The 17652-nt window shown below is 69.1% G+C and carries 6 protein-coding genes and 1 pseudogene; 4 read left to right on the top strand and 3 right to left on the bottom strand.

The features are described 5' to 3' along the window. Positions 1-4567: MobF family relaxase (mobF, locus tag OG963_RS42855; RefSeq protein ID WP_331749784.1), on the bottom strand; the 4567-nt coding region annotated here is incomplete at its 3' end. A gap of 1103 nt (positions 4568-5670) precedes the next feature. Further along, the gene (locus OG963_RS42860; protein ID WP_331749789.1) at positions 5671-9408 is read right to left on the bottom strand and encodes a S8 family serine peptidase; all 3738 of its coding nucleotides are present in this window, start codon (positions 9406-9408) and stop codon (positions 5671-5673) included. Between the two features lie 638 nt (positions 9409-10046). Here OG963_RS42860 and OG963_RS42865 point away from each other — a divergent pair. From OG963_RS42865 to OG963_RS42880, 4 genes and pseudogenes are all read left to right on the top strand, one after another. Continuing rightward, positions 10047-11051 (top strand): LuxR C-terminal-related transcriptional regulator, encoded by a 1005-nt coding sequence (locus OG963_RS42865; RefSeq protein WP_331749791.1) that lies wholly within the window; start codon positions 10047-10049, stop codon positions 11049-11051. Between the two features lie 828 nt (positions 11052-11879). Further along, positions 11880-11972, top strand: a pseudogene (locus OG963_RS42870) (IS5/IS1182 family transposase); the annotation flags it as partial. A gap of 319 nt (positions 11973-12291) precedes the next feature. Beyond that, positions 12292-12546: a transposase gene (locus OG963_RS42875; RefSeq protein WP_371800372.1), complete on the top strand. Its 255-nt coding sequence runs from the start codon at positions 12292-12294 to the stop codon at positions 12544-12546. 649 nt (positions 12547-13195) lie between these two features. Continuing rightward, a complete protein-coding gene (locus tag OG963_RS42880) occupies positions 13196-16912 on the top strand; it encodes a S8 family serine peptidase (RefSeq protein WP_331749794.1) in 3717 nt (1238 codons plus the stop codon). A gap of 465 nt (positions 16913-17377) precedes the next feature. Here OG963_RS42880 and OG963_RS42885 read toward each other — a convergent pair whose 3' ends face one another. Further along, complete coding sequence (locus OG963_RS42885) at positions 17378-17641, bottom strand: hypothetical protein (RefSeq protein WP_371800373.1); 264 nt, start codon at positions 17639-17641, stop codon at positions 17378-17380. Between the last annotated feature and the right edge of the window lie 11 nt (positions 17642-17652).

Below are 17652 nucleotides of genomic sequence, written 5' to 3' on the forward strand. Positions count from 1 at the left end.
GGCGTTCGACGCGGGCGCGGGTGTACAGGTCCATGGCGTCGGTGAGGAGGTCCCACTCCTCGCTGTCGAGGCCTTGGGGCCGCGGCCCGAGGACATCGGGACCGGCCTGGGGGTGGCGGCGCCGGTAGTCGCTGATCGCCGTGAGCAGCTTGGTGTAGGTGAGCTGCTCGTCCTCGTCGTCCTCACCCGGGGCGGTGATCTCCTCCATCCACGCCTGTGGCGCGGTGTCCCCGGCAAGGACGGCGGCCAAGGCGCGGCGGGCGAGGCGCGCGTCGAGAGCCGTGTACTTGAGCGGGGCGATGCCGCCGGGGTCGCGCAGCGCGGGGTGGTCGGGCAGCGCCCCGGAGTCGGGCGGGGTGTTCAGGTGGTTGAGGGCGGCTTCGAGGACGACCGAGGCGGGCGCGTCGGGGGACGGCAGCTGCACCGGGCGGCGGCGCCCGGTCAGCGCACGGACCCGCATCTCGAGGTCGTCCCAGGCGGTCGCGTCGTCCGGGCCGGCCGGCCGGGGACCCAGACCCGGCACCGCAGTGATGGCATGGCGGGTACGCCACAGCTCCACCAGGGCACAGGTCATGGACCAGGCCGTGCGGCGCAGCGGCGCCGTGTGGGGTGGCGGTGGTCCGAGTGATCGGGCCCAGGCGGGCGGGGCGGCAGCCAGTGTGTGACCACGGTCGGCCAGCGAACGGGCCAGGATGCGGTGGCGCTCGGCAAGATGGTGGCGCCAGTGCTCAGGCGTTGCCCGGTGGGTGAGGGCGTGCCGGTCGGCGACCCAGTCGGGTATCTCACCGCGGTGGTCGGGACGGTGGGCAAGGTGGTTCGGGAGCCGGTCGCGCAGGCGGAGCTCGGCGGCGATCTTCTCGACGACGCCATTGGCGCGGGCGAGCTTGGTCTTCGCGCGGTGCAGGCGCTGCGCGGTCGTCACGCGGTACCGGGCGACCGTGTGGCGGGTGACGGCCAGGGACTGGGTGCGGGTGGGCGGGCGATGGGCGCTTGGTTCGCGCTGGAAGTCCTCCCTCGCCTGGTCGCGCCAGCGCAGGTTGCGGCGTAGCTGTGACTCGTGGGTGAGGGCTGCGATCATCTGCCGGGCCGCCGGTGACAGAGCAGCTCTCCTGGCCTGGGCCCGGCGGATCTGGGTGCGGATGGTGGCGATCTGGGCGGCGAGTTCGCTGCGGGTCAAGGGTCCCAGCGGGCGGTCGGGCCACGCGGGATGGGTGTGGCCGGACCGGGTGGTGACGGGGGTAGGCAGCTGGGTGACAGCGGCGTCGGCTGCCTTCAGCTCTTCGCGCGCGGCGGCCCGGTGGTCGGCTGCGAGACGGGCCAGGGTGTCGAGTTGGTGCAGCGAGAGTCGGGCCAACGGCCGGGTGCGGCCCTCCTTTTGGAGCGTGGCTGCGTCGGCCAGGCGTTCGCGCAGCCGCCAGGTCAGGACTGCGGCCATGTCGTCGGCGTCCGCGAAACCACGCCGGTAGGCGGTGCGCTGAAGGAGGCGGGGCAGGTCGAACCCGGCGCGTTCGGCGTCGCTCAGCGCGCGGATCAGTGCCGGGTAGGCGTCGGCGGCCATGAACGCGGCGGCCCGGTCGGCGCCGAGAACGGTTTCGAGGACGCCGGTCAGGCGGGCGGTCGTGGCGCGCTCGGCGACGTCGGCGAACTCCGCGCACAGTTGACCGGGGGCGCTGATCTCTCTTTGCAGGGCGGCGATCGACTCGGTCGCCGACAGCTGGGCGCTGCGCCGGGCGGCGATGGAGGCCAGCACGTCATCGAGCCGGTCGCCGTCCTCGAGGGCGACGTAGAGCCGGTTGGTGCGGGCACCGCGCGTCAGCTGCACGTAGACGCCTTCACGGTTGGAGCGCGTCGACGCCAGTGCGTGGGAGGTGTCCACGGTCATGCCCTGGGCGCGGTGGATCGTGGAAGCGTAGCCGAGCTCGCACTGGGCGGCGACGTAGTCGGCGGGCAGCCGGATCCGGCCGCGGTGCCCGGTGTGCCGGACCACGACGTCACCGTTGGCGGTGATGGCTTGGATGGTCCAGGTGTCGCCGTTCTTCACGAAGTCCCGGCCACCGCGCAGGGTCATGCGGCGCCGGTTGAGGCGGGTGACGATGACGTCGCCGACGTGGGCGTGCTGCCGGGCGCGCAGGGCGACCGCACGGCGGGTGTCGACGTCACCGGCGGCGATGTGCCAGGCCTGGGCGCGCTGATTGAGGGCGGTGACCGTCGCCGTATCGGCCGCGGTCATGAGCGCGTTGATGCCTTTACCGCAGTCTTTGGCCCAGGCGTCGAAGACCGCGTCGCACATCGCGTCGTAGCTTCCGGCGACGATCCGCCCCTTGTCCCGGTACCACGTGAACGCGTCGCGGTGATTGTCGCCGTCGCGCAGACCGAGGGAGGCGTCGGCTTCGCCGGGGGTGCGGAAGCGGTGCAGCCGGTCGAGCTCGACCGCGCCGCCCGCCCGGGCGATGAGCCGCAGCGCTCCCCCGGCCTCGACAGCGGCGAGCTGGTGCGGGTCGCCGAGCAGCCGCACCACGGCACCGACGGCCGCTGCGTCGGTGAGGATCCGGTCCAGCAGCAGCGTCCCGGCCATGCCCGCCTCGTCGACCAGGACCACGTCCCCGGGGCGCAGCTGGAAGTCCTTGCCGACCTCCTTGCCGTCGGCCGCGCGGCCGCGCTGATGAAGCCAGGAATGCATCGTGTGGGCGCGCCGGTTCAGGTCCGCGCCGAGAACCTTCGCGGCACGGGACGACGGTGCGAGCGGTATCAACCGGCCTCCCGAGGCGTCCATCGCCCGGGCCACGAGCCGCATCGCCGTCGTCTTCCCGGCACCGGCGGGTCCGAGACCGGCGAGCAGCAGCCGGTCCGACAATGCAAACGAGCGGGCCAGTTCACGCTGCCCGGCATCCATCGGACCGCGATGCAGGGCGGCGACCCGTTCGAAGGTGCCGCGTCCCACGGGCGGGATGACGTGGGTGCGAGCGGCGGCCAGCAGCCGGTTCTCAGCGGCCAACAGCGAGTGGGTGGTGTAGGCGGCGGACCCGATCGGCCGGTAGACACTGCTGCCGTCCGCGCGGACCAGGTCGGGGTGGGTGGGGTTGATCTCGGGTGGGGTGATGTCCAGGCAGTCGCCGTGGACGAGGGCCCGGTCAGTGATCTGTTCGGCCAGGTCGTGCGGGGCGGTGGCACCGCCGTAGGTGCGCATCAGGTAGCGGCGGGCCTCGGCCAGGATGTGGCGGCGGCGGAAGGTGGTGCGGCGTTCGCTGACCGCGGCAAGCACCTCCGCGGCCGCCGCCTCGGGATCGACGCCCGTGTGGGGGTGCTGCTCTGTGGCGGCGGCCTGCGCGGTGGCGAGCAGGTTGTCGACGGTTGCCCGGCTGGTCGCGGCGATCGCCCGGGTCCGCCAGGTGGCCAGGAGGTCGTCGAGAGAGCGGGCCTTGCCTTTGCGTGGGCGGGTCAACAGGGTCGCGCGGCCCTGCAGGCGCGGCCGCATGGACGGGCCCGGCTCCCGTCCGTAACGGCGCCGGTAATCGTCGAACAAGGTCTCCGCCATGGTCCGCACAGCGGTGGCCCGCTGCGAGAACTCCGACCGGATCCGGCGGTCGATGCCGACGATTCTCATCACCGGACGCTGTCCCGGGGTGACCTCGACTTCCTCGGCGACCAGGCCCAGGCGGGCGCAGACCAACTCGAGGGCCCGCTGGTTGAACAGCTCACTGGCCGCGACCACTTCCCGCAGCAGCAGCCTCGAGTCGAGGTTGCGCCACCGCCCGTCCGGCCCTTTGACGCGGGGGCTGATGACCACGTGCTCGTGGAGCATCGGGTCTCCGGCGCGCGATTCGTAGTGGAGGTAGACCGTCGCCAGCAGGCCCGGTACGGCCCGCTGCTGGGCGATTCCGCCTGGCCCGGTACGTACCGCGAGGGCGTTCTCCTCCAGCCAGGCCACCGTCTCTGCGCGGGCCTGGGCCAGGACTTCCAGGACGATCCGCCGCACCTCGGGGCTGCCCAGGGCGAACAGGAGGGACAACTCTTCGGAGGCAAAGGTCAGGTCGAAGCCGGTCCGGGCGTGACGCTGGGGGCCGGTACGGACGGCCAGGAAACGGCCGAGTTCGGCGCCATCAACGGGCGGACGGTGGTACTCGGCCTCGAACACGCGCGCCGCAGACCGCATCCGCAAGTGCCGTGTCTCCGCCTTCGTCAGCGGCCGGCACAACTCCTCGACAGCGTGCTGCAGAACCTCCTCGATCTCCTCGTCCAACGGCGAGAGCTCGGACAGTCGCGGAACAGCCGGGCCGAGCCTCGCCGCCCTGAAAGCCTGCTTCGACGTGCCACCGTCACCCAGCACCCGGGCCACAATCTCCACCGCGTCCGGGTGCATACCCAAGCCGAACAGCGCACCCATCTGCGGCTCACTCACCACACCCGACAACCCCAGCACCCCGGCCGCCCGGCCGTGCCACACCCCCGGAGGAACACCAGGCTCACCCGAGGACACAGTCACCCCACTACCCCGAGCACCATCACCCGCCGCGATACTGCGCCGGTAATAGGAGTAGTTCCTCGCCGTAAGCCCCTTCGCCGTCATCCCCACAACACCAGCCGAACACCCCACACCAGACACACCCGCGCCCAGAACCGGAACCTCCCAAAGCCTCGGAAACAACCTACGAACACCTCCCGCCACCCGGGAAAGCCCGCTTCCTGAGCGGGCAGCGGCAAAAAGTGCCAGAGGTGTGTCCCACAACCAGCCCCACCACCCGCAGACCACCCCACCCCCATTCACAGCTGTCCAGCACCCGGCGTGCCGCCCAGACGCAGCACCCCACCACCCCGACCCACCCTCACGCTCACCCACCGGCACACACCCACCGGCACACACCCGACAGACAACCCCCGCCACCACCCGCACATACAGCGACGACACCGACCCCCGTCCCCGGTCCACCGCCAACAACCGACGCGCCACCCAACTGACAGCGCCACCACCACGTCCCCCACGACCTGATCTACCCCGACGAGATCCCACCCGGCGCGCTCGCCCTCCAGCCCGAGGGCGGTGAGCACCCACGGGGCCGCGGCCTGCCAGCGTTCGCCGGACAGCAGCTTGACGCGCGGTCGCCCCACCGGTCCGCGCCACTGTGACCGAGAACGGTAGGTGGCGGATCGCGCTTGCTCCGGTGCAGGTCAGAGGCGTTCGGAGAAAGCTGGTTGGCAGATCACGAGAAGGATTGTTGGCAGACCATGCCACCTTCGGCCCCGACCGTGAGCACGTCACCGCAGGTGGGCGCGCTAGTCCTCGGTGTGACCGAAGGATCCGCCAACAATCCTTCTCGCCCGCCACCTAAAGATCTCGGTCACAGCCGCATGCGTACCCGTCCCGCCGCCGCTGCAGCCACCGGTGCAGCCGCTCCAGCACGCAGAACGTATGCGCGGGCCTTGTTCACCGCCCCGAGCCGGTCCACCGGGTCGGCGAAAACCAGCCGCCGGCACGACCCGGTCACCAAGTCCCGAGCTACCTCGGCCGCAACCACCCTCTTCAGTGCTGTAGCGGGCAACCAGCTCGCGACGCCACTCCGGGCTCGAGGTGTGGTCAGCAGGCACATGGCCGATGCTGCGGGCATACCCGTGCGGCCCCTGTCCGCGGTCTCCACCGCGGACAGGGGCCCTTTCGTCAGCCTCCCGCCGTCGCTACTTCAGGCCGAAGGCGCGGATCACGGTCTGGCTCACGCTGTTCCCCTTCGTGTCCCGCGCCGTCGTGCGCAGGCTCGCGAAGCGGGCCCGGGACGGCGCGTCGAGCTGCGCCTTCCAGGCGCCGCCCGACTGCCTCAGTGTCGTCCGGCGCCACGTCACACCGTCGTCGTAGGAGACTTCCACCGTCGCCGTGCGTATCGCGCCCGCGCCCGCCGCTCCCTTCAGGTGCGACGGGGTGACCGTCAGCCCGGTCCGCCGGTGCGCCTTGCCGGACAGGTCGGTGGCCACCGCATAGTCGAGCTGCACCAGCGGGAGAGGCGTGAGAACCGCGTAGTCCTTGGTGCTGGAGGTGAACCCCCACTCGGTGCGCGTACGGGTCGAATACGGCCGGTCCGGCAGGCTCCGCTTGCCCTCGACCACCATCCGGTAGGGCAGCGGGTCCGGTGACACGTTTTCGACGGTGACGATCCGCTCGTTGACGTCCTCGCCGAGCAGCTCGTCGCCCTGGTAGAGCGAGATCTTCGAGGTGTCGCTGTCCGCCCAGACGACACCCGCGTGACCGTCGGCGTCGCCCCAGGCCGGTACGACGGACGTGCTGATGACGTCGCCAGCCCGGAAGGGGGCCTGCCAGCTGATGCCGTCGTTGAGCAGTCGCGGGCGCTGGACGGGTGAGAACCAGCTCTCGCCGGTGGTGCTGCGCGGCTGGTACGAACGCGCCAGGCCCCGCTGGCCCAGGTCGCTCATGCCGGCGCCGGAGACCCAGCGGACGCCGGTGTCTGCCGTGACCCACGACGTCAGCGTGCCCTGGGTCGCAACCGGCGTGGAGTTGCTGAGCATGGGGCCGTTGAAGATGGCGGACACGTCATCGCGGTACTGGCGGGCCTCGCCCTGCTTGGTGTCGCGGAACGACTCGTCGATCCGCGCCAGTTCACCCGAGCCGGGACGGTAGGACGGGTCGCGCGGGATAGCTCCGTCGTGATGGCGGACGAGGTCATAGAGGTAGCGCGGATGCGGGTGCGAGACCACCTTCAGCGTCGCGGTGCCGGTCTTGCGGAGCCGGCTGAGCAGCCGAGTGCTGTCGTCGGTGCCGAGCGAGGCCGTCGGCAGCGGGGCGGTGTCGGGAAGGTCGGCCCAGGGGTCAAACTTTCCGTAGCCGTCGTTCAGGATCAGCAGTTGCCTGGCGCCGGCCTTCGCCGCCGCCGCGGCCTGGTCCGGGGCGGGCACGGTGTCGTTACGGCGGACGACCGCCACCTGGCCCCGCACCTTCAGCTTGCGGAAGTCCGCGCCCGAGCCGTTGCCGGCCCAGACGGCCCGGTAGGTGCCGGTGCCCTCGGGCAGCGCGCGGGACAGGCTCTGGATGACGACGTCGTCGTAGGTCTGCGAGCCGGAGGAGAACGTCAGCGGGGGCTGGATCTGCCGCCAGCGGGTCGCGAAGGTGTACGAGCCCTTCGTCACCTTCGGCGTCGGGGTCACCCAGAGGCTGTCGTACCGCCAGTACTCGGGCATGTAGCTGTCCATGAACGGGAACAGGTCGCCGTTGGTGCGGTACTGGTCCACTCGCATGAACTGGTTGGCGGTCGGCTGCGGGGTATAGGCGGCTGCCTTGCGCAGGTTCGCGGCGTCGAAGCGGACGGTGCGGTCGGCGTCGAGGTCGATCTGCGGCGCGGAGAACATGGCGAAGCCCAGCGTGTGCGTGCCGTCGATCCCTGGCACGGCGGTGTTCATCCACGCCGAGTAGGTGCTTGGGGGCAGGCGCAGGCTCATGCGGCCCGAGGCGTCGATCTCATACATCTTGGGCGCGGTGTTGCGCTCGATGTCCTTCAGGACGAGCGTGCCGGGCAGGGCGTCCCCGTGGCGGTCCTTCGCCGTGACGGACAGCGTGACCCGGCGGCCCTCCTTGTTCACGCCGACCGGCGTGCGGGTGAGGACCGTGCCGTCGGCGCGGGTGGCGGTGAGCCGACTGGAGTAGGCGGCATTGTCCTCCGCCGCGTCGAGGTGGGTGATCACGCCGACGGTGGCGGTGCCGCGCGCGGGCACGCTCAGCCGCGAGTCGGTGAGGGTGAACACACCTTCGGGCAGCTGGTCCTGGCTCAGGGACAGGTCCACGGTGACCGGCTCGGACCCGGTGTTCGTGTAGGTGACGTCCTTGCGGACGGTCTGGCCCGGCGTGTACGGGTAGTGGGCCTGGGCGAACGCGGACCCGGAGGCGAACAGTGTGGCCTTCACAGCGGCGGCGATGTCGAGCCGGCCGCTGCCGGCCTCGAAGGGGCTGAACCGCTGGGTGCTCGCGGTGGTGCTGACCAGGGCGTCCTTGAGCTGCTGCCCCGTCCAGTCCGGGTGCTTGGCGGCCAGCAGGGCCGCCGCGCCCGCGACGTGCGGTGTCGCCATGGAGGTACCGCTCATCGTCTGATAGGCGCCCTCACCCTCCGCCGCGTACTGCGAGCGGGCCGCCAGCACGTTCACACCCGGGGCGGTCAGATCGGGCTTGATGGCGTTGTCGCCCACGCGGGGGCCGCGGCTGGAGAACTCCGCCAGCTGATCCACGCCCTTCCCCGGACCGTTCACCGCGCCGACCGTCAGCGCGGCATCCGCCGCTCCCGGGGCGCCCACACTGTACGCCTCAGGACCGGAGTTGCCGGCCGCGATGACGAACAGCGTTCCGGTCTCCTCACTGAGCCGGTTCACCGCCTGGCTCAACGGGTCGGTGCCATCGGTGGGCCCGCCCCCCAGGCTCATACTGACAACCTTGGCGTGCTGGTCCCGGGCCGCCCACTCCATCCCCGCCAAAATCCAGGAGTCCTGACCACTGCCGTCGTTGTCCAGCACCTTGCCTATGTGCAGCCCCGCGCCCGGGGCGACACCCTTCTCCTTGCCGCCGGACGCCGCCCCGGTACCGGCGACAGTCGAGGCGACATGGGTGCCGTGACCCTGCCGGTCGGTGACGTCCTGCCCCGGCACGAAACTCTCCGTGGCCACGATGCGGCCGGCGAAGTCCGGGTGCGCGGCGTCGATCCCGGTGTCCAGCACCGCAACGTCCACGCCCTGCCCGGTGTCCCCGCCCGCCCAGACCTCGGGAGCCCCGATCTGCGCGGTGGTATCGGACAGCGTGGCCGTGACCTTCCCGTCCAGCCACACCTTCGCGACCCCGCCCGCCAGCGTTCCACGGGACGCGCCACCAGCAGTCCGCGCCCTCGCGAAGGATGCCGGAGTGCCGCTGAGGGAGGACCAGAAGTCCGCCGCCTGCGCGTGCTTGGCCGATATCGCCGCGCCCTGGATGCTGCTCAGGGCCAGGGTCGTGCCGGCGCCCTCGGGGACCTTCATGTTGCGGGAGCGGGCCGCAGCGTCGGTGTACGTGACGATCAACGGCAGATGGTCACTGCGCGCGTCGTCGTAGCCGTCCGCGAGCAGCTCGGTCACGTTGAACAGGTGCTCGTCCAGTGCCCCGGACGCGATAAAGGGCAACGCCACGTCGGGATACACATAGATGTCATCACCGACCGACATCACGTGCGCGCCACCGGTCCTGCCCTGCGGATCGGCCACCGACGTGACCGAATGCCTGCCGCCGTTCCCGGTCACCGTGACCTTGTCACCGGTGATCAGCGTGACGGTACGCACAATCGCAGGACCGGCGGCGGAAGTCGCCGTCGGGAACGGGGGCGTCGGAGTGGTGTCGGCCGACGCGGTAGGGCCGGTGGCCGTCAGCACCACCAGCGCGGCGACAGCGGCTGTCAACCCGCGTCTGCGGGACGGAGGCATACGCAAGGGAACCTCATGAACTAGAGGGGCAGCGGTCCTTGGCAGTCAGCCATCCGTTCGCATCACTGTAAAGTCAGCTCTTTGACACTTCTGTGCCACGTCACCAAGCGGACAAGGCGCAAGTCGGCGCAATGATCTCCAAGCAGGACATACTGCAGGGCGCGAGGAGTTGCTGGATTCACAAGGAAGCCCAACCACGCAAGCAGGCCGCCGCTGTCTTGCGCGGTACGGCCGGGTAGCCTCACCCATATGCTGCGCCCGAGCCAGAACCCTCAACGGCCGCAACGTGCAGTTCACATGACTCTTTGACGAATCGCCAATCAACCTTCTTGACTTCGTCGAAAGCCCGGCTGGACGTTGCGAGCAGGCATGATGTGCCGGATATTCAACCCGTATGCCAGCGGCCCGGCGTCCTACCCCTGGGCTCTTTCCTGGTAGCCGGAGTGGTGCGTCACATCGATCGAAGACGTCGTCCTTTGCGGCGGCGCGAGAGCAGCAGATCGAGGGACCCCAACTGGAGTCAACCGACGACCGGGGCCCCTTCCTCTGGCCGTCACCACGGCTTGTACTTTCCTGATCGATATCACACGGGCAGAGGCCAGAGGTGGAGAGCAATGATGGAAAACGACGCACCTTTGGAGTTGGTCGGACTCGATACAGAGGCTGAGGCTATCTATCGCCATCTTCTGGTGCGCGGTGGTGGGACTGTCGACGAGATAGTGGCGGCATTCGGAGTGAGCTTCGAGCACGCGTTGGCGTTGCTCGAACGTCTCCACCACTCCGGGTTGGTCAGCCGCAGATCCTCGGGGGCGTTCCTCACGGTGGATCCCCGCCACGCGCTGCGGACACTGGTGGAGTCACGCGAGCGTCAGCTGGCTGCCGTCCGAGATGCGGCGGGGCCGCTGGGTGCGATCTTCGACGACGCCAGGCGGTCCAGTACGACCGAACCCGCCACCAGGACCATCAGCGGTCCGGAGGCGGTCGGCGACTGCTACTACCGCTTGAAGCAGGCTGCCCAATCCGAGATCTGCGCCATGGACCGCCCTCCGTTCCTACTGGCTCCGAATGGACCACTCGACGAGGCGGCGGTCCGGCGCGGGGTGCGGGTGCGTGTCGTCTACGCGGCTGCCAGTTTCGATGCCGAAGGCGGCTGGCAGGCACTGGGCAGCCTCGTGTCGCGTGGGGAAGAAGCCAGGGTCGTGCCGGCACTGCCCATCAAATTGGCAATGGCCGACCGGTCGGCCGCGATGGTGTCGCTGAGCTTGTCAGCCGACAGTAGCGAGTGCCTCTACACCGAAGCACCCCCCTTGCTGAAGGCATTGACCGAACTCTTCGAGCATTACTGGACCACTGCGCCCTCACTGACTGGGGACCCCGACTCCGAGTCGTTGCCGGCACCAGGACCGCCCGCCCAAGGCGACCAGACCCGCAAGCCCACGGACGAAGAACGGAACCTGCTCACGCTCTTTGCTGCTGGGGTCAAGGACGACGCCATTGCCCGCCAGTTCGGGATTTCGACACGGACACTGCGGCGGCGGATCCAAAACCTTTACGCAGAGCTGGGGACCACCAACCGGTTCGGAGCTGGTCTCGCGGCAGCTAGACGCAACTGGGTTTGAGTGTCCCGGCCCCGTTCGGAGCATGCGGGATTTCCCACGAGCCGACGACTCCCTCGGCCCCGATCGCGCCGGACCAGCCGTTCGGACAAGTCATGCTGAATATCGACCGTGCCAACCGCTGCTGGTTTCAGTCCTACTGAGACGACCGGCCCGGTGCGGGCTTCGGCTGACACTGGCCGTACGAAAGGCGTTCGACGAGTCATACTTCCTGACTAGCCTCGCTGTTTCACTTGGTGTGGGGCCGGGGTCTGTGCGGTAACGCGAAAGTGCCTTCTGAGCTGGGACGATGAACCTTGTCGAGGGGTTTTGTCGGTCCAGGCGGAAGGCACTTTCTGCGTGCAGGGTATCTCTGCTGACGATGCCGGGGTCCGATGCCACCGGGCTGAGCAGCGCGTACTCCACCGCGTTGGGGCTACTTCGGACACGAAGCACCGGCCACGCCCCGGGCCGGGATCGCCACCGATCTCGCGGTGATGCTCGCGGATGGCGGCGGGGCCATCCCGGATCTGGCTTTGTGCTGCGAGACCAGGATGAAGTGTTCGGCCCGATCGCCTCGACACCGACGGCCTGGCGGCTGCTCGCCGACGTCGACGAGACCCGGACTCGCTCGGCTGCGAACGGCCCGCGCCCAGGCACGAGAGGTCGCCTGGCTGCAGGCCGCCGAGGCCCGCTCCGGTATACCGGCGGTGAAGGCCGGTGGACGGGAGCTTCCTGGCCTGGTCTTGGACATCGACGCCACGCTGGTGACCTACCACTCCGAGAAGCACCAAGCCGCACCCACCTATAAGACCGTGTCCTACATGGTGAGGCTGGGTAGTGCTCCTCAGCATGGGGCAGGGGACGTGGAGTTGGATTGTTCCGGACGGGCTGTGGGAGATCGCCAAGCCGTTGATTCCGGCGGATCGGGTGCGGGCCGCAGGGTGGACGGAACACTGCGTGCCGGCGCCGAGATCGCCGAGCTGACCGGCGTGGTCGACCTTGCCGGCTATCTGGACGGCACCCGCATCATCGTGCGCCGCGAGCGCCCGCACCCCGGCGCCCAACTGTCCCTGTCCGACCAGGACGAGGGCCTGCGGCACCAGGTCTTCCTCACCGACACGCCGTTCGCCAGCGAGGGCTCCACCCAGTTCCTGGAGGTCCGTCACCGCGGGCATGCCACCGTCGAGGCCCACATCCGGTGCGGCAAGACCACCGGCTTCGGCCGCTTCCCCTCCCGCCATTTCCTGGTCAACGCCGCTTCTTGGTCAACGCCGCTTGGCTCGAACTCAGCCTCGCGGCGATCGACCTCCTCGTCTGGATCCGCGTCCTCCTGCTGGACGGCGATCTGGCCACCGCCGAACCCAAGAAACTGCGCTACCGAATCCTGCACGTCGCCGGCCGGATCACCCGCGGCGGCCGCCGTCTGCGCTTGCGGATATCGGCGACCTGGCCCTGCAGACATGAACTCGCTGCCGCATTCCACCGCCTGGCCGCCCTGCCTCGCCCCGCCAACTGAACGACCGCCCTCTGACCACCCGCGACCCGAAGGACCTTGGAGAACCCGGCGCACCGCGCCGGGCCCCTACCATGCCCGTCGACCGACACCGCTCCAAACAACCCCGCTCAGCCACCCAGCAGCCTCAACTGAAACGGCGAGGCTAGTAGGTCCTGCGGAATGGATTTACCCTGTTTCGCCGCCTTATGCCTCGCATCACGGCCAAAGTTGACACTCACGCAATACGGGATGGCATTTATCTTCTAACGGGCCTCATAGGGGGCCCGTATGGTGAGGCAACGCCAAAAGGCGCCCCTTCGCCTTCTAATTGGATAATTCCATCTAGAAGTGTCGCAAAATGGTGAGAATATGCGCATTTTAGGGATGTAGCGAGACCCGCTAGTTCGTGAGGGCGTCTTCTATAGCTTCTGCGGTGGCAGTTCCCGCAGCTCGATCCCTCATCTATGTCGGCTCGCTGCGCCCCGAGGGGACCGGGAGTCAAAATTTATCTGCGCTCGTCGGGCTTCACCATTCCGGCCGCGCCTATTTGAACTGCGCGGTTCACCCCGCTCTTTGCCCCTTTCTCAGCTGAAGCTGCCTTACCCATCGGTCGAGCCAGAGTCGCCTCTTCGATGCGGATCAATTCTCGTACTTATTCCGGAGTCTTTGCATGTCTAATGTTCCCGTTCCCAAACCCGGATTGATCGCGCTCGGCGTGGTCGCCGCCCTGGCACTCGGAATCGTACCGGCTACCGCCGCCATATCTGAGGACTCGGCCGGTTCCGCGCCGACAGTCGCACAACGGTCATCCAACGGGGGCGGCACGCACACCGTCACTCTGATCACCGGGGACAAGGTCACCATCGGCACCGCGTCCGACGGCACCGTCGTCCGGTCCTTTCAAGGCGCGAACGGCACCACCACCGGTTTCCACCGGGCGGTCATTGACGGGGCAACGTACGTCTACCCTGATGCCGCCCTTCCCTACGTCGGTGCCGGAAGGCTCGACAAGCAGCTGTTCAACGTGACGCGGTTGATCGCCGATGGCTATGACGACGCGCACGCCTCGAAGCTGCCGCTGATCGTCAGTTACACCGATACGGCCGCCAAGTCCCGCACCTTTCCGAAGGTGGCGGGCTCGAGCGACGTTCGTCGACTGGATAGCATCCAGGGCGCGGCACTGGCGCAGAACCGCAAGGAGGCTCCGGTGTTCTGGTCGGCGCTGACCGGTGGCTCCGGTGTAGCGGCCCGGTCGGCGTCGCAGGGTGTCTTCGCTAACGGTGTCGCCAAGGTGTGGCTCGACGGGAAGGTGAAGGTCGATCTGGCTGAATCGACTGCGCAGGTCAGCGCGCAGAAGGTCTGGGCGGAGGGGAACACCGGGAAGGGCGTCAAGGTCGCGGTGCTCGACACTGGCGTGGACGCCGAGCACCCCGACCTCGCCGGTCAGATCGATGACAGTGTCAGCTTCGTACCGGGACCGGATGAGGGGGATCCTGCCGACTACGCGGGTCATGGAACTCACGTTGCCTCGACGATCGCCGGTACTGGCAGCGCCTCCGACGGCAAGGAGCGGGGTGTCGCTCCCGGCGTCCGTCTGGACATCGGCAAGGTCCTCAACAGCGAGGGCAGCGGCCAGGAGTCCTGGATCATCGCAGGCATGGAATGGGCTGCCCGGGACGAGCAGGCCAGGATTGTCAGTATGAGCCTGGGCGGCGGTGGCGACCACACCGACCCGATGAGCCAGGCGGTGGACCAGCTCAGCCGCGAGACCGGTGCATTGTTCGTCATAGCGGCGGGCAACAGTGGCCCGCACTCCATCGGCAGCCCCGGTGCCGCCGACTCCGCGCTGACCGTGGGCGCCGTGGACTCCGCTGATCAGCTCGCCAACTTCTCCAGTCAGGGCCCGCGTGACGGCGACGCCGGGTTGAAGCCCGAGATCACCGCGCCGGGGGTCGACATCCTGGCGGCCCGCTCCCACTACGTCCGCGGCTCGGGTTACTACACCACGATGAGCGGCACGTCGATGGCGACGCCGCACGTCGCGGGCGCCGCCGCGCTGCTGGCCGCCGCGCACCCCGACTGGACCGGCCAGCAGCTGAAGGAGGCCCTGGTCAGCAGCGCCAAGGCCACCCCGGCGTACACCCCGTACCAGGCGGGCGCCGGACGGCTGGACGCGGCTGCGGCTGTGCACGCCTCGGTCTTCGCGACCGTCAGTGCCTACTCCGGCTTCCATACCTGGCCCGCCAAACCTGGCGAGACCGACGTGAAAAATGTGGCGTACACCAACGTCGGCGACGCGCCCGTCAGTCTGGACCTGGCGATCGACGGCACCCTCCCACCCGGACTCTTCACCCTCTCCGCCACGCGCGTCACCGTCCCCCCGCACGGCGACGCTTCGGTCAACCTGACCGCGCATCTGGACCGACTTCCGGTCGACCAGGACGTCAGCGCCTTCATTACCGGCACGGATAGCGCCAAGACGGTCCGTACCCGGACCATGATCGGTGGCCACCGGGAGGGACAGCGACAGAACGTCAATATCGTCGCGAAGGACCGCTCGGGCGAACCTCTGGCCGGCCAGGTCGTCGTGACCGGGGAAAGCATCTGGACCACCGTCAACCTTGAGGCCGACGGCACCGGTACCGCACGCCTGCCCGTGGGCACCTACAGCGGGTGGCTCACCGCCGACGTCCGGGGTGCAGGCGGACCCCACTCGCTGGGCATGGCGCTGCTGGCCTTCAACGACGTCCAGTTGGACCAGGACAGAACCGTCACCCTCGACGGACGCAAGGCCCGGCAAATCCTGACCCGCGTCCCGCAGCAGGCCACCCCGGTCGAAACACGCATTGACATCCGGCGGACCTTCCCCACCAGTACCTTCGAAACCACCAATCTGCCCAACACGGCCTACGACAGCGTCTGGGCCCTGCCAACGGGCAAGAAGGTCACCAACGGCGAGTTCGAGATCGGTGCGCGCTTCCGCCTTGAGCAGCCAGCACTGACCCTGGGCACGAAGTCCACCCTCTACGCCGACCCGCTGGTCAAGCGGGCGGCCAAGCCGCTGCCAGCCGGCACCCGGACCCTGGCCGCGGTGTACGCCGGCGACGGCACGAGCGAGGACCTGGCTCGCCACCACGTACGCGGCAAGGCCGTGGTGGTGCACGCCGACAATAGCCGACTGATTCAGGCGCAGGCCGAGGCCGCGGCGGCCGCGGGCGCGCAGCTGCTCGTGGTCGTCAACGACGGTGTCGGCCGGCTCGACCCGTGGGACGAGAACGCCTGGAGCCCCGAGAGCCCCGCCCCGCTGACGGTGGCGACGCTCAACGCGGACCAGGGTGCCGACCTGATCGCCTCGATCCGGCGCGGCTCCAGCACTCTGAAGGTCACTTCGCATCCCACCACCGACTACCTCTACGACGTGGTGCACCACTGGACCGGTGCAGCCCCGGCCGACCCGACCTGGAGCGTGCAGAAGCGCGACCTGGCCCGGGTCGACGTCTCCTTCCGCAACTTCCGTCCGGGCAAGGCTCTGGAATACCGCGCCGACATCTGGCGTGGTTGGGCCGTGGGCAATCAAGTCCCGGCCCCCGCCCAAGGTGAACGGACGGACTGGGTCACCAGCGAAGCCGACTGGACGAACGATGCCTACATCGTTGGCGAGACCGGGCAGCACTCGAACAGCACCCTGCACTACCCTGCGGGAAAGACCGGCAAGGTCAGCTGGTTCGGGCCGATCCAGCGCCCCCGCATGGGCCCCGTCGACTTCCAGCCCGTCCGCTACCTCGACACCGTGTACATCCCCGCGCCCGGATGGGGAGACTCCGGCTCCGGCCACGTCGGCGAAGCGAGGAACAACTTCGACGTCAAGGACTGGATGGCCCTCTACCAGGGCGACCGCCAGCTCAAATGGGGCAACTCCGAGTTCCTGCCGGTGCCCGAGCTTGCCCCGGAGCGCCTGCCCTATCGGCTCGTCGTCGACAACGACCGCGGCGCTTGGACCAACCCGTACTCGACGCACACGCTCACCGAGTGGAACTTCACGTCCGCGGCCAGCGGTGAGGACGCTGCCGACTCCCTCCCGCTGATCCAGCTCGACTACGGGGTGGAGACCGACAAAACCGGCCGGGCCGACCGGCACGCCAGACTGATCATCAGTGCCTCGCACCTGCCCGGTACGACCGCCGCCATCGGCAAGCCCTCGCTCGAGGTCTCCTACGACGACGGCAAGACCTGGCAGCGAGCCGACCTAAACCGCTCTGGTGACGGATGGCAGACGGGCCTGCACGCCTCCAAGTCCGCGAGCTTCGCCACGCTCCGGGTCACCGCCCGCGACAACGCCGGCAACAGCGTGTCTCAGACCATCACCCGGGCCTTCGGTCTGCGCTGACGACTATGGCATGAGCGCTTACTGGGCGGGGCCGCAACCAGCGGCCCCGCCCTCCGCGTTCAGACCACCCACCGACCAGCCGATCACCCACGCAAACACACGAAAAACAAGACACAGAACACCCGCCACCCCATCCCAATAGCAACAGCCCCCTCCACGAGAAGCAGCCCACCCCACACTGGCCGGACAACAGCAGCCGCTTGGTCACGCCCATGACCGCGAACCTGCCCCATGACCAGGCACCCAGCATCCCATCCCACTGACGCCCACCCGAGGCACCAATACGCCCAGTCACATCCGTGCGGCTCGGGGATGCGATCACGCAGCGGCGTGAGGCCGGGCTGCCGGTTGCTCTACCGTCGGCGCCCTCACCGAGAACGCCGCGACGCGCTGGAGCCATCGCCTCCTCCTGGTGCCCCACCTGGCCCATGACCTGGCAACGCAGCTACCGCCTGTGCCGCAGACTCATCGAAAACGGCCAGCCGCTCCCGACCGCCCCGGGGCAGACCACGGTCCAGAGCGAGGACCTCGGCGCGCCATCTCCTCCGGGGCCCGGTCCAGCTCGATCCCGGCGGTGTCCAGCCCGGCCGCGGTCAGGATGCGGACCTCTTGCGTGCCTTTGGTGCGGCCGCCGTCCAGGACGGCGGCGACCGACCTGATCCTCGCATCGGGCCGCGACTCGTATAGCGCGACCGCGTCCGCCTTGAACTCCGGCGGGTAGTTCTTCATGACCACGAGAT

It is taken from the genome of Streptomyces sp. NBC_01707, assembly GCF_041438805.1.
Taxonomy (GTDB): Bacteria; Actinomycetota; Actinomycetes; order Streptomycetales; family Streptomycetaceae; genus Streptomyces.

Bases quoted from the DNA above. Each gene is read 5' to 3' on its own strand.
- OG963_RS42865 (WP_331749791.1), top strand. From the start codon at position 10,047: ATGATGGAAAACGACGCACCTTTGGAGTTGGTCGGACTCGATACAGAG.
- OG963_RS42880 (WP_331749794.1), top strand. From the start codon at position 13,196: ATGTCTAATGTTCCCGTTCCCAAACCCGGATTGATCGCGCTCGGCGTG.
- OG963_RS42885 (WP_371800373.1), bottom strand. From the start codon at position 17,641: ATGAAGAACTACCCGCCGGAGTTCAAGGCGGACGCGGTCGCGCTATAC.